The 20,045-nt window shown below is 68.5% G+C and carries 17 protein-coding genes and 2 pseudogenes; 12 read left to right on the plus strand and 7 right to left on the minus strand.

Annotated features, from left to right (window positions below; all coding sequences use genetic code 11):
* Positions 1–97 precede the first annotated feature (97 nt).
* On the minus strand, positions 98–841 hold the full coding sequence (locus ASC60_RS09530) for a HAMP domain-containing sensor histidine kinase (RefSeq protein WP_055548923.1): 744 nt from the start codon (positions 839–841) through the stop codon (positions 98–100).
* Positions 842–967: 126 nt separating this feature from the next.
* Positions 968–3,553 carry a heavy metal translocating P-type ATPase gene (locus ASC60_RS09535; protein WP_055548925.1) on the minus strand — a complete coding sequence of 862 codons (2,586 nt, stop codon included), beginning with the start codon at positions 3,551–3,553 and terminating at the stop codon, positions 968–970.
* 199 nt (positions 3,554–3,752) lie between these two features.
* On the opposite strand from ASC60_RS09535, the gene ASC60_RS09540 reads away from it, so the two are divergent.
* The 3 genes from ASC60_RS09540 to ASC60_RS09550 all read left to right on the plus strand — a co-directional run bounded on the left by ASC60_RS09540 (position 3,753) and on the right by ASC60_RS09550 (position 4,552).
* A complete protein-coding gene (locus ASC60_RS09540; protein WP_199830909.1) occupies positions 3,753–4,052 on the plus strand; it encodes an SHOCT domain-containing protein in 300 nt (99 codons plus the stop codon).
* Between the two features lie 66 nt (positions 4,053–4,118).
* Positions 4,119–4,343, plus strand: a complete 225-nt coding sequence (locus ASC60_RS09545) for a DUF2892 domain-containing protein (RefSeq protein ID WP_055548927.1) — start codon at positions 4,119–4,121, stop codon at positions 4,341–4,343.
* The gene (locus tag ASC60_RS09550) at positions 4,340–4,552 is read left to right on the plus strand and encodes a hypothetical protein (RefSeq protein ID WP_055548929.1); all 213 of its coding nucleotides are present in this window, start codon (positions 4,340–4,342) and stop codon (positions 4,550–4,552) included. The genes ASC60_RS09545 and ASC60_RS09550 overlap by 4 nt, the downstream gene beginning before the upstream one ends.
* Positions 4,553–4,660: 108 nt before the next feature.
* On the opposite strand, the pseudogene ASC60_RS09555 reads toward ASC60_RS09550, so the two are convergent.
* Positions 4,661–4,822, minus strand: a pseudogene (locus ASC60_RS09555) (IS256 family transposase); the annotation flags it as partial.
* Between the two features lie 63 nt (positions 4,823–4,885).
* Positions 4,886–5,479 (minus strand): TetR/AcrR family transcriptional regulator, encoded by a 594-nt coding sequence (locus ASC60_RS09560; protein ID WP_079038347.1) that lies wholly within the window; start codon positions 5,477–5,479, stop codon positions 4,886–4,888.
* 135 nt (positions 5,480–5,614) lie between these two features.
* Here ASC60_RS09560 and ASC60_RS09565 point away from each other — a divergent pair, with 135 nt between their 5' ends.
* Together ASC60_RS09565 and ASC60_RS09570 are read left to right on the plus strand one after the other, a co-directional pair.
* On the plus strand, positions 5,615–7,189 hold the full coding sequence (locus ASC60_RS09565; protein ID WP_055548934.1) for a carboxylesterase/lipase family protein: 1,575 nt from the start codon (positions 5,615–5,617) through the stop codon (positions 7,187–7,189).
* Between the two features lie 62 nt (positions 7,190–7,251).
* Complete coding sequence (locus tag ASC60_RS09570; protein WP_055548936.1) at positions 7,252–7,662, plus strand: hypothetical protein; 411 nt, start codon at positions 7,252–7,254, stop codon at positions 7,660–7,662.
* 389 nt (positions 7,663–8,051) lie between these two features.
* On the opposite strand, the gene ASC60_RS09575 is transcribed toward ASC60_RS09570, so the two are convergent.
* On the minus strand, positions 8,052–8,690 hold the full coding sequence (locus ASC60_RS09575; RefSeq protein WP_055548938.1) for a DJ-1/PfpI family protein: 639 nt from the start codon (positions 8,688–8,690) through the stop codon (positions 8,052–8,054).
* A gap of 196 nt (positions 8,691–8,886) precedes the next feature.
* On the opposite strand from ASC60_RS09575, the gene ASC60_RS09580 reads away from it, so the two are divergent.
* The gene (locus tag ASC60_RS09580; RefSeq protein ID WP_055548940.1) at positions 8,887–9,219 is read left to right on the plus strand and encodes a helix-turn-helix transcriptional regulator; all 333 of its coding nucleotides are present in this window, start codon (positions 8,887–8,889) and stop codon (positions 9,217–9,219) included.
* 139 nt (positions 9,220–9,358) lie between these two features.
* Here ASC60_RS09580 and ASC60_RS09585 read toward each other — a convergent pair.
* Both ASC60_RS09585 and ASC60_RS41575 read right to left on the minus strand, forming a co-directional pair.
* Positions 9,359–10,096: pseudogene (locus ASC60_RS09585) on the minus strand (Tn3 family transposase); the annotation flags it as partial.
* Positions 10,097–10,277: 181 nt separating this feature from the next.
* The gene (locus ASC60_RS41575; protein WP_159043230.1) at positions 10,278–10,445 is read right to left on the minus strand and encodes a hypothetical protein; all 168 of its coding nucleotides are present in this window, start codon (positions 10,443–10,445) and stop codon (positions 10,278–10,280) included.
* A gap of 720 nt (positions 10,446–11,165) precedes the next feature.
* On the opposite strand from ASC60_RS41575, the gene ASC60_RS09590 reads away from it, so the two are divergent.
* From ASC60_RS09590 to ASC60_RS09615, 6 genes are all read left to right on the plus strand, one after another.
* A complete protein-coding gene (locus ASC60_RS09590; protein ID WP_107097029.1) occupies positions 11,166–13,211 on the plus strand; it encodes a GNAT family N-acetyltransferase in 2,046 nt (681 codons plus the stop codon).
* 26 nt (positions 13,212–13,237) lie between these two features.
* Positions 13,238–13,690, plus strand: a complete 453-nt coding sequence (locus ASC60_RS09595; RefSeq protein ID WP_055548944.1) for an ASCH domain-containing protein — start codon at positions 13,238–13,240, stop codon at positions 13,688–13,690.
* 533 nt (positions 13,691–14,223) lie between these two features.
* Entirely contained in the window at positions 14,224–16,422 is a 2,199-nt protein-coding gene (locus ASC60_RS09600) for an N-6 DNA methylase (protein ID WP_055548946.1), read from the plus strand.
* On the plus strand, positions 16,419–17,747 hold the full coding sequence (locus ASC60_RS09605; RefSeq protein WP_055548948.1) for an AAA family ATPase: 1,329 nt from the start codon (positions 16,419–16,421) through the stop codon (positions 17,745–17,747). Before ASC60_RS09600 ends, ASC60_RS09605 begins: the two co-directional genes overlap by 4 nt.
* Complete coding sequence (locus ASC60_RS09610) at positions 17,744–18,511, plus strand: hypothetical protein (protein ID WP_055548950.1); 768 nt, start codon at positions 17,744–17,746, stop codon at positions 18,509–18,511. The genes ASC60_RS09605 and ASC60_RS09610 overlap by 4 nt, the downstream gene beginning before the upstream one ends.
* Positions 18,508–19,941, plus strand: a complete 1,434-nt coding sequence (locus ASC60_RS09615) for a hypothetical protein (protein ID WP_055548953.1) — start codon at positions 18,508–18,510, stop codon at positions 19,939–19,941. The genes ASC60_RS09610 and ASC60_RS09615 overlap by 4 nt, the downstream gene beginning before the upstream one ends.
* Positions 19,942–20,045: the final 104 nt, after the last annotated feature.

Raw genomic sequence — 20,045 nt, forward strand, 5'->3', positions numbered from 1 at the left:
GCGGCCTGGCAGGGGCGTTTCTCGACAGGCCGGTCCGCCCCCGGGCGGTGACGCGGCAACAGCCGCGCCAGGGACACACTGGGCACCCTGACGGAACTCAGCAGGCAAGATCGAGGGTCACGACGGAACCGGTGGGGGTGTTCTCGGCACGGGCCGTACCGCCGTGGGCGGCGGCTACCGCGGCGACGAAGGCGAGTCCCAGGCCGGATCCTTCGCTGGTGCGGCTGGCTTCGGCGCGGGTGAAGCGGTCGAACGCGCAGGGCAGGAACTCGGTTGGGAATCCGGGCCCTTCATTGGTGACGGTCAGCCTGAGCCTGCCTTCGGTGGCAGACGCCGTAACGCGGACATCCCCCTGCCCGTGGCGCAGGGCGTTGCTGATCAGGCTGCCGATGGCGGGGCGGAGCCGGCGTGCGTCCACGTTCACGGTAGTGGCGGCGGCATCGACGGTGAGGGAACGGCCAGCGCGTTCGGCGACTCGCAAGGCCGCGAAGACGGCGGTGCCGACCAGTTCGGCCAGGTCCTCCGGCGAGCGGGCGATGTGCTCGCTGCTGCCGAGCTCTTCGAGGTCGGGCAGGGCGTTGGAGAGGTCGATGAGCCGCTGGACCTCGGCGTCGACCGAGCGGAGGGTCTCGGTGAGTTCGTCCGCGCCGCGCGGGCGGTGCAGGGCGACGTCCAGTTCTGCGCGCAGCAGAGACCGGGGCGTGCGCAGTTCATGGCTGGCGTCGGCGACGAGGCGGCGTTCGCGTTCGCGTTCGCGTTCGGCGGATGCTTCGAGGCGGTCGAGCATCTGGTTGAGGGTGTGCCCGAGCCGGGTGATCTCGTCATCGCGGTCTTCGGGCACGGGAAGGCGTACGCGAGGCGCGCCGTCGCCAGGGTCGCGGCTCGGTGCCGGTATCGCTCCACCGGATCCAGTGACCCGTGTATCCGGGCGGTGCCGGTTTCCGGGTGGCGTGGTGGTGGGCGGTGGTCATCGCGGTGGGCCTCCTTCGCGGGTGCCGCTCGCGGTCGGGGAGCGGTCCGTGGTGGGCTCCGCGTGAGGCTCGGCGCGGGCAGGTGTGGCGGGTGGTGGCGGGGTGGTGTGCCAGTGACGCAGGCGGTTGGAGTTGGTGACGACCGACAGGGAGGACAGGGCCATGGCGGCCGCGGCGAGCACGGGGCTGAGGCGCAGGCCCCACAGGGGGTAGAGGGCGCCTGCGGCGACGGGGACGCCGACGGCGTTGTAGACCAGGGCGAAGAACAGGTTCTGGCGGATGTTGCGCATGGTGGCCCGGGAGAGCCGGATGGCGGTGACCACGCCGGCCAGGGAGCCGGAGATGAGGGTGATGTCGGCGGCTTCGATGGCGACGTCGGTGCCGGTGCCGATGGCGAGTCCGACGTCGGCGGCGGCCAGGGCGGGGGCGTCGTTGATGCCGTCGCCGACCATGCCGACCGTGCGCCCCTCGCCCTGTAGGCGGCGGATCTCGTCCGCCTTGTGCTCGGGCAGCACCTCGGCCAGCACCCGGGCCACGCCGACCCGGCGGGCGATGGCTTCGGCGGTGCGGGCGTTGTCGCCGGTGATGATGACGATGTCCAGGCCGAGCCGCCGCAGGGCGGCGATGGCGGCGGCGGAGTCGTCCTTGACGGTGTCGGCGACGGCGAGCACCCCGGCGGGTGTTCCGTCGATGGCGGCGAGCACCGGGGTCTTGCCCTGGGCCGACAGGTTCGTTGCCACGGGTTGGAGGGCCCCGGTGTCGATGTGGGCGTCGGTGAGCAGGCGGGCGGTGCCGACCAGGAGGGTGTGGCCGTCGGCGGTGGCGCGGACGCCATTGCCGGTGATCGAATCGAAGGCGTCGGCTGCCGGGAGGTCGAGGCCCCGCTGCCGGGCGCCGGCCACGATCGCGGTGGCGAGGGGGTGTTCGCTCATGTCCTCGGCGGCTGCCACCAGCGCCAGCAGTCCGCTCTCGTCGTAGCCGTCGGCCGGGTGCACGTCGGTGAGGACGGGCTTGCCCGCGGTGATAGTGCCGGTCTTGTCCAGCACGATGGTGTCGAGCTTGTGGGCGGTCTCCAGGGCCTCGGCCGAACGGATGAGGATGCCCGCCTGCGCGCCTTTGCCGGTGCCGACCATGACCGACAGAGGGGTGGCCAGGCCCAGCGCGCAGGGGCAGGCGATGATCAGTACGGCGACGGCGGAGACCAGGGCGAGGGTCAGGGCCGGGGGCGGGCCGAGGGTGAACCAGACGGCGAAGGTGGCGACCGCGATGGCGATCACGGCGGGGACGAAGTAGGCGGAGACGGCGTCGGCGAGCCGCTGGATGGGGGCTTTGGACGCCTGGGCCTGCTGAACGAGGCGGATGATCTGGGCCAGCATGGTGTCGGCGCCGACCTTGGCCACCCGTACCCGCAGGGATCCGGTGCCGTTGACGGTGGCGCCGATCAGGGTATCCCCGGGGTGTTTGGTGACCGGCATCGGTTCGCCGGTGACCATGGATTCGTCCACCGCCGAGGACCCGGCCAGGACGTCGCCGTCGGCCGGCACCTTCTCCCCGGGGCGGATCAACAGCTCGTCTCCCACGGCGACGTCGTCGACCGGGATCTCCACCGGGGTGCCGTCGCGCAGCACGCGGGCGGTGCGGGCCCGCAGCCCGAGCAGGGACCGGATGGCCTCGCCCGTGCCTGCCCTGGCGCGGGCTTCCAGCAGCCGGCCCAGCAGGATCAGGGTGAGGATCACCCCCACCGCCTCGAAGTACACCGCGCGGACCCCGGCCGGGAACAGAGAAGGGGCGAGGGTGACCAGCAGGCTGTAACCGTAGGCGGCGGTCGTACCCAGGGTGATCAGTGAGTTCATGTCGGCCGAGCGGTGCCGCAGGGCCAGCCGGCCGGTGGTGTGGATCGGACGGCCGGTGTAGAACATCACGGGCGTGACCAGCGCCAGCTGGAACCAGTGGTTCAGCATCCATCCCGGCACCCAGCCGGCGCCGAACAGCTCGTGCGCCATGACCGCGACCAGTACCGGCAGCGTCAGCACCGCGCCCACCGCGAGCCGCCGGGTCAGGTCATGGATCTCCGCGCGCCGCTCTGCGGCCTCCGCCGCATCCGCGCCCGCCGCGCTCTCGCCCTCCGGTGGCCCACCGGGCGACCTGGCGGTAGTGGGCCGAGCCTGGCCACCGTCGGCGGAGACCTGCCCGCCCTGCCCGGGGGCGGCCGGGTCGACCAGCAGGGTTCCGTGGATCATGTTCATCCCGCACGCGAATCCGAAGGACCCGGCCTCCTCGGGCCGCAGCCGCACGGTCGTACGCGTGTGGGCGGGCAGGCCCGCGCTGACCCGCAGGTCGGGGAAGACCACCCGCGAGGTGCACTCCCCGGACTCCTGCCGGTCGAAGACCAGCTCCACCGGCATGCCCTGGCGCACCCGGATGACGCTCGGGCTGTAACCGCCGCGCACCGTGATGCCGACCCTCTGCAGCCCGCCCTCCACGGTCGCGGTGCGGGCCCGGCGCGGCCCGAAGAAATACCAGCCCAGCCCGGCGACCACGACAACGGCGGCGGCGATGACAACCAGATCCAGGGCGTTCACAGGCAGACCGTCCCCTTCCCGCCCCCTGGTGCCAGCGTCGCGCGCAGGCACCGGTACCCGGTAGGGGCTGACCGGCCCACCGGCCGGGGACCTGCAGGCCCCAGCACACCCGGCGAGGCACGAGCGACGATGACAGCAGGGAACAACCTCACCAGGGCCGAGTGCCTGCGCCCGGCCGACCTGGGGAAGTGAGGCGGGCATGATGTTCTGGTACGGCCACGGCATGAACGGCTGGGGCTGGTTCGCGATGTCGATCAGCATGGTGGTGTTCTGGGCGCTGATCATCGCCATCGGCGTCCTGCTCTACCGGGCCCTGGCCCGCCCTACCTCGCCCGGTGGCGGGCCCACCACCTGGCACAAGACGCCGCCGCCCGACAGCCCCCAGCAGATCCTCGCCGAGCGGTACGCACGCGGCGAGATCGACGAAGAAGAATACGAGCGGCGCCTGGCCACCCTCCGACGATCGCCACCCAGGTCCCCAGGTCCACCATCCCCCTGACCGGACCGCCCCCACCCGCAAGCCGCGCCTGTCACCCACCGCCCCGGCGCCCCCGCCTGGCGCACGGTGAACATCGGCCCCGCCGAGCGCGCGGGCCGCGTCCTGCTGGGCCTGGCCGCCGCCATCATCGCGATCATCCCGCTCACCACCGTCGGCGGCGCACCCGCCGTCGTACTGAAGGTGCTGCTGCTCCCGGCCGGGCCGGACCTGATGATCACGGGTGCGACCGGGCACTGCCCGCTGTACGCCAAGCCCGGCCACGTGCCCCGGGCCCGACGGAGCCGGACATGAGCACCCGCCACACCACGCCCGGCGAGGACAAACGGAGCAAGCACGGATGGCTGATGCCCGCTTGCTGCGTCCCAATGATCGTCGCCGTGATCGTGCTGGTCGTGACCGGCATCCTCAGCGCCGGCTTCTTGGTCCTCGCCATCATGTGCGTGGCCATGATGGCGGTGATGATGCGCGGCATGGACCAAGGCGGCAACGACCGCTCCTGACCGCCGTGGATCAACCCGCCCTGACCAGCTAGTCAGCCACCCCCGTACAGCGGGGGAACCTCAGGCTGAGGGGTCAGGAGTCATGACCGGTGGTTCAGCCGCGGTGGTTCAGGCCGCGTGGCTCTCGGAGCGTTCGACGAGGTGGCCGCGCTCGAAGCGGGTTCCGGCACGGACCAGGGCGACGAGGTGGAGTGCTTTCACGGCCCGCCACCGCTGCTGGGCGGACTCGACGAGCTTGAAGACCATGGCCAGGGCGGCGGCCGCGCCCCCCACCTTGGACGATCTCCTCAGGAAAGGCCACATTCTGGTCAGTCGATGCCCCGCCGTCGGCGGTTACTGGAAGAGATGGTCAAGGTAATAGTCGATGGCAGCGGTGGCTTGTTCGGGGGTACGCAGGCCCAGGACGACGGGTGGACCCTGCGAGTCGGCGAGGCCGAAGAGCAGTTCCGCTTCCACATCTGGGTCGCGGTCCGGCGCGATGTCGCCGGCTTCCTGGGCCATGCGGACGAGGTCGGCGAGGAGCCGGTAGAGGCGGGGCAGCCCGTCGACGTAGAGGGCTCGCAGGTTGGGGTTCGCAAGCATGCGGATGAGGTACGCGACGCCGACGAGCCACTCGCGGCGACGCCGGTCGTCCCTGGGGATCGTCTCCAGCAGCACCCAGCGCAGCGCCTCCCGGGGGGTGGGGTCGCCCTCGGGCCATGCCTGCTCGTTCCACCGCTGCTGGACCAGCCAGTCCTGGTACTCGATCGCATAGGCGAGCATTTCGTCCTTGGTGGCGAAGTAGTGCTGGATGCGGCCGGCTGAGACGCCCATCTGCGCCGCCACGGCCCGTACGGAGATCGCTTCCAGCCCATGGCCGGCGACGATGTCCAGCAGCGCCTCGGCGATCTGGTCCCGGCGGGCCTTGTGGTCTACCTGTCGCGGCACGTCGACGGGCACCTCTCTTCCTCGTGCTTGCCCTCCTGGGCGAATCAGCCTAATGTCGCTTTGGCAATACGAACGTATTGTAAAAAGTGATGGTCCGCCTGCACACCGCAGCGGCACGAGGGAGGGGACCGGACCATGTCGAAGCGACGCTCCACCACCGGCGCCGCATTGGGCGCGGCCCTCCTCGTGGCGGTGATGGGCACAGCGGACGCGGTGCGGACCTCACCGGCGACGGCCGGGCAGCATCCGCACAGGCAGCCTGCCCACGGACAGCACCCCGAGGCCCGGTCGGACACCGCCCGTACTCGCCAGGGCCGCCTGGAGGGCGTAACCGCCGACGGCGTCACTACCTATCAGGGCATCCCCTACGCTGCGCCTCCGGTCGGCCCGCTGCGCTGGCGACCCCCGGCCGCGCCACCCACCTGGACCGGCACGCGGTCGGCGGCCGAGCCCGGACCGGCCTGCGCGCAGCCCGAGGTGGCGGAGTCCGCGGAGGACTGCCTGTACCTCAGCGTCACCGCGCCCGCCGATGGAGCGGACCGCCCGGCCCCGCGGCCGGTCGTGGTTTGGTTGCACGGCGGGGCCTTCAGCTCGGGCTCCGGGGATCAGTACGACGCCACCCGGATGGCCCGGCAAGGCGACGTCACGGTCGTGACTGTCAACTCGCGCCTGGGCGCCCTGGGCTTCTTCGCCCATCCGGACCTGCCTGACTCCGGGGCTTTCGGCCTGCAGGACCAGCAGGCGGCGCTGCGCTGGGTACGGGACAACGCTGCCGCGTTCGGCGGTGATCCCGGCAACGTCACGCTCATGGGCGAGTCCTCCGGAGGCGCGAGCGTGTGCGCCCAGCTCACCTCGCCCAAGGCCGCCGGACTCTTCCACCGCGCGGTCATCCAAAGCGGCTCCTGCCTGCAGAACTGGCCCAAGAACACGCTCGCGCCCGGCGACCCCGCCGCCACCTATTTCGCCCACCAGGACAAGCTGGCCGCCACGGGCCGCGGCGCTCTGGGCTGCCGCAGCCTGAAGTGCCTGCGTGCCAAGCCCGTCAAGGACGTGTTGTCCCTCAACGGGCGCTTCCACCAGCCCGCCTACGGGACGAGTGTCCTGCCCCACTCGCCGGCCCGCGCGCTCGCCACCGGCAACGTCCTTCGCGTGCCCGTCCTGCAGGGCAACACCCGTGATGAACACCGGCTGTTTGCCGCCCTGTTCACGCTGGACGGGCCGATGACGGCAGCGGACTACCGCCGCCTGCTCACCGAGACCTACGGCCGGCGGCAAGCGGACCGCATCGCCCGCGCGTACCCGCCCGGCGCCACGCCCGCACTGACCTGGGCCAAGATCGGCACCGACCGCAGCTGGGTGTGCCCCACGCTGGCCGCCGACCGGCTGCTGGCCAGGCATGTTCCGGTCTACAGCTACGAGTTCGCCGACCGCCACCCACCCGCACCCGACCTCCGCCCCGACTTCCCGCTGGGCGCCTACCACAGCGCGGAGCTGCCCTACCTGTTCGGCATGGGCGACCTCCGCCTCGACGACGGACAGTCCGCCCTCTCCCGACGCATGATCGCCGCGTGGACGACGTTCGCCAGAACAGGCACGCCCGGCGACGACTGGCCGCCCTTCCCGCACACCCAGCAGCTGGCTCGGAACACGCTCTCCGGCGTGGACGCGGCGGCCGAACACCGCTGCGCCTTCTGGTCGCGCAACTCCTGACGCCCGTGATCCGCACATCTCCCGCGGCGGACCGTACGAACGAACCCCTCCGGAGGATCCCCATGAACGAAATCGGCACTCCGCTCGCCGAGGCCGACTACATCGGCGCCACCGCCCGCGAGTTGAGCGAGAAGCGAGCAGCGACGAAGATCGCCGCCGGCATCAGCCAAAGGACTCTCTTCCAGCGCCGCGGCCGGATCATCCTGCACCCCGACCTGCTCGTCCTCACCGGCTGGTCCGACAAGGGCGATCTCACCCTCACCCGCGCGGACATCACCGCGGCAGAAACCCGCTTCACCCACCTCTACGGCCGCTTCCTCGGTGGCCTGCTGAACGCAGGCCAACCCCTCATCCTCAACACCACCAATGCATCGGCCGACGAGGTGTACCTGCTCATCAACCACCGCGGCTTCCTGGAGACCACGGACGATCGGGCCTGGGAGAAGCGCATCGAGCGGTGGCGCCGCGGCTGAAGCGTCAGGGTTGCAGCGACCTCCCCGGTACCGCTGCTCATCTACCGCGCGCCCGCACCGCACCGCCCTCCCGCTGACGTATTCGGTGAGCGTGCTGCCGCGTCAGGTGGTGGTGCCTTCCGAAGCGGTCACCGTCTGCTGTCCGTTCTCCGGGGCATAACCATCTCGAGAAGACGCGCCACACCGGGGCCCGTGTTTCAGTCGCCGAGGGTGGCCTCGGCTTCGGTGACGGTTTCAAAGACCTGCGGGAGCTGCTCCGCCCCGGTTCTGTGCAGGATTCGCCATAGACGGACACGTACACCGGCCGGTACCAGCACGGCTCCGACGGTCAGGTCGGGCAGCGGCTGGTGCGCGGGCGACATCGCCCGGGTCGCCCGCGCACCGCGCGCTCAGTCCTTTTCCTGGAACAGCTTCTCGGCTCGGGCCGTGACCAGCGGGCCGGCCTTCTCCACGCTGCCCGCGTCGAAGGGCGGCTGCGGGTCGTACTCCACCATCAGCTGCATGGCCTGCGCAGTCACCTGGTCGGTGAGCAGCTCTGCCAAGCGCAGAGCCATGTCGATCCCGGAGGAGACGCCAGCGGCAATGATGGTCCGCTGCTCCAGGTGCTCGACCACTCGGGTGGAGGTCGGAACGGCACCGAGCTCGGTCAGCTTGTCCATGAAGGCCCAGTGCGTGGTCGCTTCGAGGCCGGGCAGCAGTCCTGCGGCCGCCAGGAGCAGAGATCCGGTGCAGACCGAGGTGGTGAAGCGGCTGGTGGCGTGGGCCGACCGCAGCCAGTCGAGCAGGACCTTGTCCTCCAGCAAGTCGAGAACGCCGATCCCACCGGGCACGATGACGACATCCGGCGCGACGACCTCGTCGAAGGTCTTGTCGACGGTCAGGCCGAGGTATCCGTTTTCGGTCCGGACCTCTCCGCGCTGATGGCCCACGAAGGTCACCGTGGTGTCAGGCAGTCGCTGCAACGTTTCGTAGGGCCCGACTGCGTCCAGGGCGGTGAGGCGAGGGAATAAAACGACGGCGATGTTCATTTGGGGATTCTTTCGTGTTCGGCCGGATCGATGGCGGCAGCTGTCAGGCGACGTACTCGAAGTTCCGGAACTGGCGCGGGGCAACGCTTGTCCCACGGTCGCAGGCGCTGCAAACACCCGAGAGGACAAAGTTGTACGACGCTCTTCGTAGTACGACGGGAACCGTACCACGCATGGGCTAGGTAGGGTTGAACTCATGCGAACGCTGCCCCACCCCGCGACGGAAGCGGTCCGGCTTGACGCGGTCCTCGCCGCGCTCACCGACCCCTTGCGCCGACGCATCGTGCGTCAGCTTTCCGAAGGGGTCGAGGCGCAAGCTTGTGGTGCGTTCGACCTGCCGGTCACCAAATCGACATCGACCCATCACTTCCGCGTGCTCCGCGAGGCGGGCGTCATCACGCAGCACTACCGCGGCAACAAGATCCTCAACCAGCTGCGTGCGGACGACCTGGAAACCCGCTTCCCCGGCCTGTTGCAAGCGATCCTGGCCGCAGAGCAGGTGACCGCAGCCCCCACTCACCGGGACTGAATCCGGCAAGGCGTTTCATAGTCGCGGACATTCCTGCCCGCGCTCATGATCCAACTGATGGCACGCTCTACGATCCAGCGTTTCGGCAGCACCGTGAACTCCCTCTGTCCGTTCACACGTCTGACGGTCTGCAAGGTCAGGCGATCGCGTCGCCCAGCGGTGTGGGGCGGCCGTCGCGGGACAGCATCCGGATCACGCCGTAGGCGCGGACGGCTCCGGTGTGGATGGAGCCGATGATCCGCAGGATGTCCTCCCAGTGCCGCTCGATCCGGGCGAGGTCGATCCGTCCGCGGGCGGCGTCCTGGAAGGCGCCGTAGCCGGCGGTGCGGTCGATGCGCCACATTTTCTGGTCCGGCAGGTCTGCGAGCTGCGGGGCGTAGGCGAACCCGGCCAGGGTCAGCAGTCCGAACACGATGTCGCGGTAGAAGGCGGTGTCGGTGACGATCATCTTCGGACGGCGGCCGCCGTCGCGGTCGCAGAGGACGTCCAGCACGTACAGGGAGTCGCGCGGGGTGCCGGCCACGGCCTTCCCGCCCAGACCCGCCGCCTGGTCGTTGATCATGTTGAGCCAGGTCGCGCCGCCCCGGCGCCCGAAATACTTCGGGTTCGGACGCGCATACACCGACGACACCGGGACCACGAGCCGCATCCCGTCCACCGAGTCCACCAGACCCCCGCCCCACGCCTGGGCCAGCGGGATCGACGCCTGGTGGTCGATAAGGGCCGCGTTCGCGGCCCGGTAGGTCGCCAGCCGCAGGTACGTCTGGTCCACGTGGGAGAGCCGCCCGTACTTCAGGGCGTCCGCGCCGCCCATCACGGGGGTGTAGCCGACGTTGCAGCCGTGGGCGACCAGCAGCGCGGCGATCGTGACGTTCAGAGAAGTACCGCTCCAGCTCCGCCCGCGAGGGCGCCTCGTGGAACGACCCGTACCGGGCCGCCTGCTCATCCGTCAGGAACTCGACCGCCACAACAGCTCTCCGAAAATCGAAAACAACGACCCACGAAGGCTCTGACGCTCAATCACCCCAGGTCAAAGCACCAAACAGCCCGGCGAACCCTTAGCGCACGATCTGACACGGATGTTCCTCAGCCCCCGGCTTGGACTCGTCGGAGGTGTTGTCGGCCTTCTTGGTGTCCAGATCCGGATACCGAACGATCTGGAGGCCGGGGAGGACTCCGTAGAGGTCTCCGCCAACGTCCGGCACCCACTCGCCGTGCTGCACCATGGCCCGCTACGGCCACCCCCATAAGGACGGAGCGCGCCGACTGGCCGCCTCCGGTGCGGGCCGACTCGGCCTGTCGCCCCTGGTCCGACCTGGGGATTCGCTGGCCCGTTGGTGACGTGGTCGGTCACGCCACAGCCCAGAAATGCAGAAAACCCCTGATCAACAGGGGTCTTAGCTGGTGTCCGAGGGGGGATCTGGACCAATACCCCACGACTCACGCCCCTCACGACGGTGCTGACGTTGGCGTAGCCGCAGATTCGAACCCCTGGCGACCCTCGGCAACGCGAGGCGCGGCTCACCGCCTGCCTCAGTGCACTCAGCCCGTCCCCCGCGGCATCGGTAAGTCCCACCGCGTCGAGGTACCGCAAGCAGAACGAGCAGTAAGAACAGACGGCGGAATGGCACCCGACCACGCTACCCGGCAGAAGCATGTCCCTGGACCCACAGCAACGGTTGACGTACCGCCGACATTGGAGCCAGCCCGCCGGGCCGCCACACAAGCACCGAACGGAGCCACGTCGAACTGGCCGTACTTGGGTGGCGTGCCCGAAGCTATCGGCCAGGCAGCACATTACTGCTGAATCAAAGGACACCGGTCTTCATCCGTTCGAGTCATTCGATGAGTCAATATCCGGCCAGGTGGCTGGAGTGTGTCTCTGGATGGCCGCGACAGATTCGGGAGAATAAGACCAAGAGGGAAAGGCCGACCGAGGGGGCGTCGTGGCAGATGTGCGCCTGGTTCAGGTCGGAGCAAACGACAGCAAGTTAGTGGACGCCGTCATCGGTCTTGGCGATCGGCACCGCAAGACGCTTGGCCTTTTACCGCGCGAAGCCTTCAGAGAGAGCGCAGCCGCCGGGACGCTGCTGGCGGCGATGGCGGGTCGGCAATTGGCCGGGTACGCGTTGTACGGGCTGCCACGTCAGGAGATCCGCTTGGCGCACCTGTGCGTCGCTCCGGAGTGGAACGGCCATAAGGTAGCTCGGCGGCTCGTCGAAGAGATCACGCGTCGGCACCCCGATCGGCGGGGCATCAAGCTCAACTGCCGCCGTGACTACGGTCTGGGTGGCATGTGGGAGAAGCTCGGGTTCGTCCCGCTGAGGGACCGGCCGGGCCGGGGCTCGGATCACGCGGTGCTCACCACGTGGTGGAAGGATCACGGGCTTCCGGATCTTTTCTCCTCGCAGACTGATGAGGCTCCTCTGATCGTGGCCATCGACTGCGGTGTGATGACCAGGATGCACGGCGCTCCTGAATCCGCGGCTGCCCAAGATGCGCAGGCGCTGCACGCCGAGTGGCTGAGCGATCTCCTCCTCATCGTGGTGACTCCACGCTTGCTGCACGACATCGACAAGATCGCAGATGATGGCGAGCGACAAAGGGCACTGGGAGCAGCGCACAGCTATCATCGTCCGTCCATCCCTGACGAAGTCGTGCGGCAGCACATGGAGCACTTGGCCGGTGCGGCCGAGCGTCGCACGGCGATCCTTCCCGCTGGGGCCGCGGCTGATCGGATCAGGTATGCCGCCGAGGCCGCCGCCGCAGGGGCGCACGTCCTGGTCAGCACCGACGAAATCCTCACCTCGCTGGCGGAGGAGATCTGGGAAAAATGCCAGCTACAGGTGCTCCCGCCCGCGGCGGTGGTATCGAATGTGCACAACCTCCGCGAGTCCCAGGGGTACAGTCCCGGGCTGCTGGGGACGTCGTTGGAAGCCCGGGTCATCACTTCGTGGCAGGACGGTCTGCTCACCTCGTTCGGCATTCAGCAGGGCACCGGTGTGGACTCCCACCTCGCGGCGCGGCTTCGGGCAGCGATCTCGCGCGGCGATGGGCGATGCGTACTCATTGCGGACGCCGAAGGGCAGCCGCTCGCGCTGTACGCGTGGCGCATGGACGAGCACGTCCTGGAGGTCCGGGTCTTACGCACCCTCGCGCACCGACTGGAATCGACCTTGGCCCGGCAACTGGTCTTCACCCTGCGCCGACACTGCCGGGACGGCGGCGGCCATGCAGTGCGCGTGACGGATCCGGGACTGTCGGACCAGGTGTGCTCGGCGCTCGACTCCGACGGATTCATGCGACGCGACGAGGTGTGGGCTGGCCTCGTCATCGACGTGTGCGCCGACACCGCGGACGTTGTCGAAGCGGTCCAACGTGTGGTGCAGACCATCGCGGTAACCCCACCGGCTATTCCAGCCCCGGCCTCCGCCTACATCGCCGCCTCCGTCGAACGCGCGCTGTGGCCAGCCAAACTGATCGATTCGTCCCTTCCGTCGTTCCTGGTCCCTATCAAACCAGTCCCAGCCGACTTGCTGTTCGGCCTCCGGGAGTCACTGATCCCCCGGCCCGACGAACTCGGCATCAGCCGGGAGCATGTCTACTACCGGGCGCCGACCCGCCACGGTGAGACCGCACCGGCCCGCCTGCTGTGGTACGCCAGCACCGACAAGAGCACCGCCATCTCTGCGGTGGTCGCCTGTTCGCGTCTCGACGAGGTCCTGGTCAACGAAGCGGACGCGTTGTACGACCGCTTCCGCCACCTCGGAGTCTTCGATCGGGCACAGGTCAGGAACATCGCAAACCGCCACGAGGGACGTGCGATGGCGCTCCGCTTCTCCGATACACAGATATTGTCGCGCCCGGTGCCTTTGGCTCGTCTCCGGCACCTCGCCGAGGCTCAGGGGCATAAGTTGTCCCTGCGGTCGATCTTCCGGATCAGCCCGCGACTGTTCCGCGCCGTGTACGAGGAAGGGCACGCCAGACCGTGACACCACCATCGAAACGAGCGGTCCTGATGTCGATCCACCCGCGCTTCGCCTCGGCGATTCTCGACGGCACCAAGACCGTCGAGTTGCGCCGGCGTCGGGTCGCCTTCCCGCCGGGGACCTTCGTGGTGCTCTACGCCTCCGCGCCCGAGATGGCACTGGTCGGCACCGTCCGCGTCGACACCGTCGTCATCGCTGAACCAGGCCACCTCTGGGAGAGCGTTGCCACCCGATCCGGAATCACCCGGCGCGAATACGATCAGTACGCGGCCGGGGCCGGCGCGCTGTCGGCGCTCTTCCTCGATACGCCGAGCAAACTACCCGCTCCCGTGCCGCTCACCACGCTACGCGGAGCGTGGTCGCCCTTTACCGTCCCGCAGAGTTACCGCTATCTCAACGTGGAGGAACTCAAGTCCATCGCAAGCGCCGACGCGGCAGGTGCCGAACTCCTCCAGCGGGTCATCGACTCCGGCTCCGCCTGATCAGGAACCCGAGGGGCTGCCGGGGACACTGAGGTGTACGCATGTCTGGACAAGGGCTGAACCGACGGCCGAGCACCCGGTCTGCTCACCACGCGCTTGCCGGGCTGCTTCGAACCCCACGTCTGTCGGTGCGAGGCCATAGGGTCTTTCCCTCACGTCTGGGTCATGCGGCTCCCCGCCCCAGGGGGACGACATCGGCGAGTTCCCCTTCAACGTCCAGTTTTGTCTCGAATCACCCTCTCATCTACTTTTACCCAGGTCGGGTAGTGTTTTTGCGATCTGCTTCAGGTGTTGTGGGAGGGACTTTTGAGGGTGGCACATGGAGGTCTGGCCGGAGTGTTCGTGCAGGTCACGGCGACCTGGTCCGGCGGTTGAGCCCGACCCGGTTTCCCGTTGCCGGAACCGTGCCGGATGGGGCTCCCACCGCGATCGCTGCCTCGCGCCACGCCGTAAGGTGGGTTCGCACAGTGGACGGGCCCGTCGCAGAGCACAGGTCGGGCGTGGTGGAAGTCGGGACGGAGTAGACGGCGAATATGGCGGACGAGCAGCTGGGTCTTGGATTTTCCGTGCCGGAGGAGCCCAAGAAGCGGTCCGAGGGTGCGTCGCCGCCGCGTGCACTCGGAGACGACGAGACGATCGACTACATCACGGGTCGCGACATTCTTAAGCTGACCGAGGCCGAAAAGGTCCGTCAGCACATTGCCCGGGTTCTCGTACACCAATACGGGATCAATCCGGACGACATGGCGCGGGACCATGTGATCGAGATCCCGGCTGGTGAGGGCACCCGCAAGAGTCGCAAGAAGGTCAGCATCGCTGTCTTCGAGCCCGACAAGCCGCACCGACTGGAATATCTGCGTCGCATCGTCATCACCAAGCCGCGCCCCCGGACGGGCCGCACCGTCACCAAGATCCGCACGCATGAGCAGGCGACGAAGGACATTGAGGAACTCCAGTCGCTGATGAGCGTGGTGGGGCCGCAGTGCCATCTGGGCCTGTGGACCGACGACATCGACCTGTATTTCGTGGAGCGGCTCAAGAAGGACGACGAGGGCCGGGAGATCCGGTTCGAGCCTCGCTTCCGGCCCCTGCCGAACTGGCCGCGCGGCGACGATACGGCCTTCGACGCCGCCCGTGATGCGTCATCGCTGGCGGAGATCCGGCGCGCGGACAAATACATGCTCCGCTTCGCCTTCCGGCGCTGCCACAACTACATCCACGGCAACGAGGGACTGCCCAAGGACGCGGCGTTCTGGCAGTTCCTTTATGTCCTGTTCGCGAAGATCTACGACGAACGCATGGTTCGCGAGCACGGTCGCGAACCGCGGTTCCGCATCGACATCGAGGACCTGGTCAGGACCGAGACCACCGCCACCGGTGCCCAGCGCAGGGCGGGCAGTCCCGAGGTGGCGGCCCGGGTCAAGAAGCTCTTCCACGAGGTCAAGGACTTCTACAAGAAGCAAGGGCTCTTCGACCACCGCGACGAGCTGACGCTGTCCGTCCCCGCGCTCACCTTCATCGTCGGTGAGCTGGCGCCGTACGACCTGGGCACGACCGACATCGACGCCAAGGGCGTCGCGTACCAGGAACTCGTCGGGGACAACCTGCGTGGCGACCGCGGCCAGTACTTCACGCCCAACGAAGCGGTGAAGCTGGTCGTCGATATCCTTGATCCGCAGGAGCACGAGACCGTCTTCGACCCCTGCTGCGGTACCGGCGGCTTCCTGCGGGAGACCCTGAACCATCTGCTGCGGAAGTGGCAGAAGGCCGAGAACGGCACCTTCACCAACGCCCAGGATCTCGCCCGGCAGATGGCCGACTACCGTCGGCGCCTGGCCACCTACGCGGACGAGCACCTCTTCGGGGCCGACTTCGATCCCTTCCTGCGCCGCGCCACCGTGATGAGTTTGATGACCCTCACGGACACGGCGGGACACGCCTTCCAGATGGACTCGCTCGCGTTCCCGGACGGCCATCTGCCGGGCAACGACGAGGCGTACGGCTTCCCGCAGATAAGGCTGGGCTCGGTGGACGTCCTGATGACGAACCCGCCGTTCGGCTCGGACATCCCCGTCTCCGAGGACATGATCCTCAACACCTTTCGTCAGCGCGGCGGCCAGTACGGCGTGGCCTACACCTGGGCGAAGAACAACGAGGGGGAGCTGACGAGAGGCGAGGGGGCGACCGCTGTCTCCCCCGAGAGGCTGTTCGTACAGCGTGCCGTGGAGTGGGTCAAGCCCGGCGGGCGCATCGGCATCGTCCTGCCGAACGGCATCCTGTCCAACCCCGGCCCCGCCGACGAGGCGGTGCGCCGCTTCATCCTCGACCAGTGCTGGGTCCTGGGCAGCGTGGAGCTCCCCGTCGAGACCTTCATCGCCGAGGCCAACGTCAACATCCTCACCACCCTGCTTTTCCTGCGCCGCAAGACCGACCAGGAGCGGCAGGAGGAGATGGAGTACGGGGCCGCCGACTACCCGGTGTTCATGGCGGTCGCGGAGAAGGTCGGGGTGGACCGGCGGGGGAACAAGGTCTATGTGCGTACTCCGGACGGCGAGGTGGTGACCGAGGAAGAGGTGGAGCGCGAGATCCTGCGGATCGGCGGTGTCGAGGTACCGCGGGAGATCCGGCGCAGCGTGCAGAAGATCGACAACGACCTGCCGAAGATCGCCGAGGCCTACCACAAGTTCGCCGAGCGGTATCAGCACGAGTTCCCCTGGAACGCGGGCGCATGATCACCCGTATCGAGGCGTACAACTACCGCTGCTTCGAGAATCTCGCCGTCGACCTGTCCGGCTTTCACGTGCTGGCCGGGGCCAACGGCTCGGGCAAGAGCACCCTGCTCGACATCCCGGTCCTGCTCGGCGAACTGATGCGCGCCGAGCGGATCGAGGACGCCTTCCTGCAGCCGTCCCCCCGGACCGGTCGGCCCCCGCGCGCCCAGTCCCTTGCCGAGCCCGCGCACCGCGGTCGCGAGGGAGGCTTCGGCTTTGCCCTGGAGGCGCGGCTTCCCACCGAGGTCACCGAGGTCATCGCCGAAGCCACCCGTGACCCGCGCCTCCCGCTTCCCACGCATCTGCGGTACGAGCTCCACCTCGCCCCGCTCGACCAGGGCCGCGGAATCGGGATCTCCGGGGAGTACCTGGTGCTTTTCCCCGAGGACCATCCGGTACGTCCGGTACCGGGAGAGCGGGCCTTCGAGGACCCGGACGAGAAGAAGGTGACCGGGCGGGGCGGCAGCCGTCGGGTCCGGTGGGTCTGGGAGGAGGAGTGGCGCCCGGTGATCGCCCGCACCGGCGGCCCGGTGGCGCGCTTCACCTCGGAGATTGGTGGTCAGCCCCCGCTGAGCTGGCAGAGCCCGCAGAGCCGGCTGGCCCTGGACACCGTGCCGTTCGACGCGGCGCAGTTCCCGGCCGCCCTGTGGTTCCGCGGTCTGTTGCGCGAGGGAACGCTCGCCTACGCCCCCGACTGGGCCTCGCTCCGCCAGGCCGCCCAGCCCGCCGGCCGTACGCCTCAGCTCGACGCCGGCGGCCGCAACACGCCCTGGCTGGCGTTGCGCCTCCAGCGCGAGGACAAGGAGTTGTACGACGCCTGGGTGGACCTCGTCAGGATCGCTCTGCCGCAGATCGAGGAGATCGACGTCGTCGAGCGCGAGGACGATCACCACGCGTACTTCCGCGTGACCTACGCGGGCGGCCACCAGGTCACCTCCTCCGGCCTGTCCGACGGCACCCTGCGCGTGTTCGCCCTGACCCTGCTCGCCTTCGCGCCCGACCCGCCGGCCCTCCTGGTCACCGAGGAACCCGAGAACGGCATCTACCCGCAGGCCATCGAGATCGTCATGCAGGCCCTGCAAGCCGTACGGGACAGCCAGGTACTGGTGGCCACGCAGTCGCCTCTCGTCCTGGCCAACGCCGAACTCTCCGACATCCTCGCCTCGCGCGTTGACCACGACACCGGCGCCGTCACCGTCGTACGCGGCGACCGGCACCCGCGTCTGGCCGACTGGCGTGGTGATCTGGACCTGGGCACGCTCTTCGCGACGGGGGTGTTCGAATGAGCAAGGCCGCTGCGCGGCGGGCCGCGCGGGGGAACGGGCCGGTTGACCGGGTACCGCGACAGGCGAGCGAGCCCGTCGATGAGTCCACCAAGCGGGACCTTGTCTTCCTTGTCGCCGACCAGGGCATGAAGGCCATGATCGGCGGTTTCCTGGGCAGGCAGGACTTCGGCCACAAACTGGGCTGCGCGTCGTTCGCCTTCGACGCCAGGCGAGACATCAAGCTCGCGCCCCATCACGATGCGGAACTGCCGTTACGGTCGGGCGCGCTGCTTCAGCCCTGGCGGGGCGAGTACCGGCGCGCGATCGTGGTCCTGGACCACGCGTACGAGAACCCGCTGCCTGTCGACGAGATCCACAAGCGCATCGGCGCACAACTGGAGGACGACTGGCCGCAGTTCGCGGCCGTCGTCATCGAACCGGAGCTGGAGAACTGGTTCTGGTCGGACCATGTCGAGGTCATCAAGAAGGCCCTTGTCTGGCGGCCGAAGAGCGACGACCGTGCGCCGCGCCAGGTGCTGGAGGAGGCCGGGCTATGGGCTCCGGACAAGCCCAAGCCCGACGACCCGAAGGCCGCGGTCGAGTACCTGCACAAGAGGAAGTACGTCGGCGACATGAGCAACGGCATCTTCCGGCGCTTCGCGGAGGCGGTCCCGTCCGTACGCCGCTGCACGGACGCGTCGTTCCAGCACCTGATGGCGACGCTGGCGGACTGGTTCCCGGCCGAGCCGACGACGGTATACACGAGGACGGAGTACGCGCGGTGAAGATCGCGTCCAAGGAGAATCCGGTACGGCTGAGCTGGCTGCGTGAGCAGGGGCTGCGGATGGATGCGGCGCCGTATCTTTCGGGGGCGTTCGAGGCGCGCATGCTGCTGGAGCGGTTGCCGGTCCACAAGGACAGGTTGGGTGAGCTGACTGCCGGTCACGGCGGAGGTATCTTCAACGGACCCAAGTTCAGCCGCGTGTACGTCACCGATCCGGCGCACGCGGTGCCGTTTCTTGGTAGCACGGACATGATGGAAGCGGACTTGACGCATCTGCCGTTGCTGAGCCGGGCCAAGGTGGCGGAGAAGCTTCCGTACCTGGAGATCCAGCCCGGAATGACGCTGATCTCCTGCTCGGGGACGATCGGTCGGATGTCTTACGTCCGCGAGGACATGGCAGGTATCTGGTCTTCCCAGCACGTCATGAAGGTCCAGCCGAATCCGGAGCGGATTCCGCCCGGCTACCTCAACACCTTCCTGCGCAGCCGCTTCGGTGTTCCCATCGTCGCCAGTCAGGCATACGGCGCGATCATTCAGCACATCGAACCGCACCACATCTCAGGACTGCCGGTCCCGCGCTTCGACCCGGCGGTGGAACAGGAGATCCACGACCTGGTGGAGGAAGCGGCCACGCTGCGGACCGAGTTCCAGACGGGGTCGGTCGGGGCGACTGAGGACCTGTTCAAGACGGCGGGGCTTGAGGATCTGATCGACCTGCGATGGCATGACGACAGGGCTGATGACCTTGACTTTGTGCAGCGGGGGTTGACGTCCACGACGTTGCGCGCGCTCAACTTTCAGCCCAGGGCCGAGCGGATCTTGAAGCAGTTGCGCGACGTTGACCATGTGACGCTTGGTGAGATTTGCAGGGGGGGGCAGCTCGGCTCCGGAGTGCGCTTCAAGCGCATTGATGCCGAGTCGGGTCACGGTGCAGTCTGCTTGATCGGGCAGAGACAAGGGTTCTGGATTCGGCCCGAGGGGCGTTGGATCAGCCCGAGCCAAGCTCCACCGGGGATCTTTGCCAAAGATGAGACAGTCATGATTCCCTCGCAAGGCACGCTTGGCGAGAACGAGGTCTTCTGCCGCGCGATGTTCGTCACCGGATCGTGGCTTGAGTACGTGTACACCCAGCACTTTCTCCGGGTCGTCACGGGCACCCCGGACATTCCCGGCGCCTACCTCTTCGCCTTTCTCCGCTCCGAGGCCATGTTCCGCGTCTTGCGTTCCATGTCCACTGGCGGGAAGCAGCAGGACATTCATGAGGTGCTGCGTGCCCAGATTCCGGTCCCTGTCCTTACCGCCCCCGACCGGGAACGCATCGCGGAGACGATCCGCACCGCCTACCGGAAGCGTGATGAGGCCGACCGGAAGGAAGACAGGGCTCTGGAGCTGTTGGAGCGTGCTGTGTTGAAGCACAGTGCGGCTGGCTGAGGTTGGGCCGGGCGGTTCTGGGACACGGGGGCGCTGTTCCGCGTGCGCTGAGGGAACAGGCCGGATGGGCCACGTGCCCCGGCCCGCTGCGGACCGGGGCGTGA

It is taken from the genome of Streptomyces sp. NBRC 110028 (genome assembly GCF_001417735.1).
Taxonomy (GTDB): Bacteria; Actinomycetota; Actinomycetes; order Streptomycetales; family Streptomycetaceae; genus Streptomyces.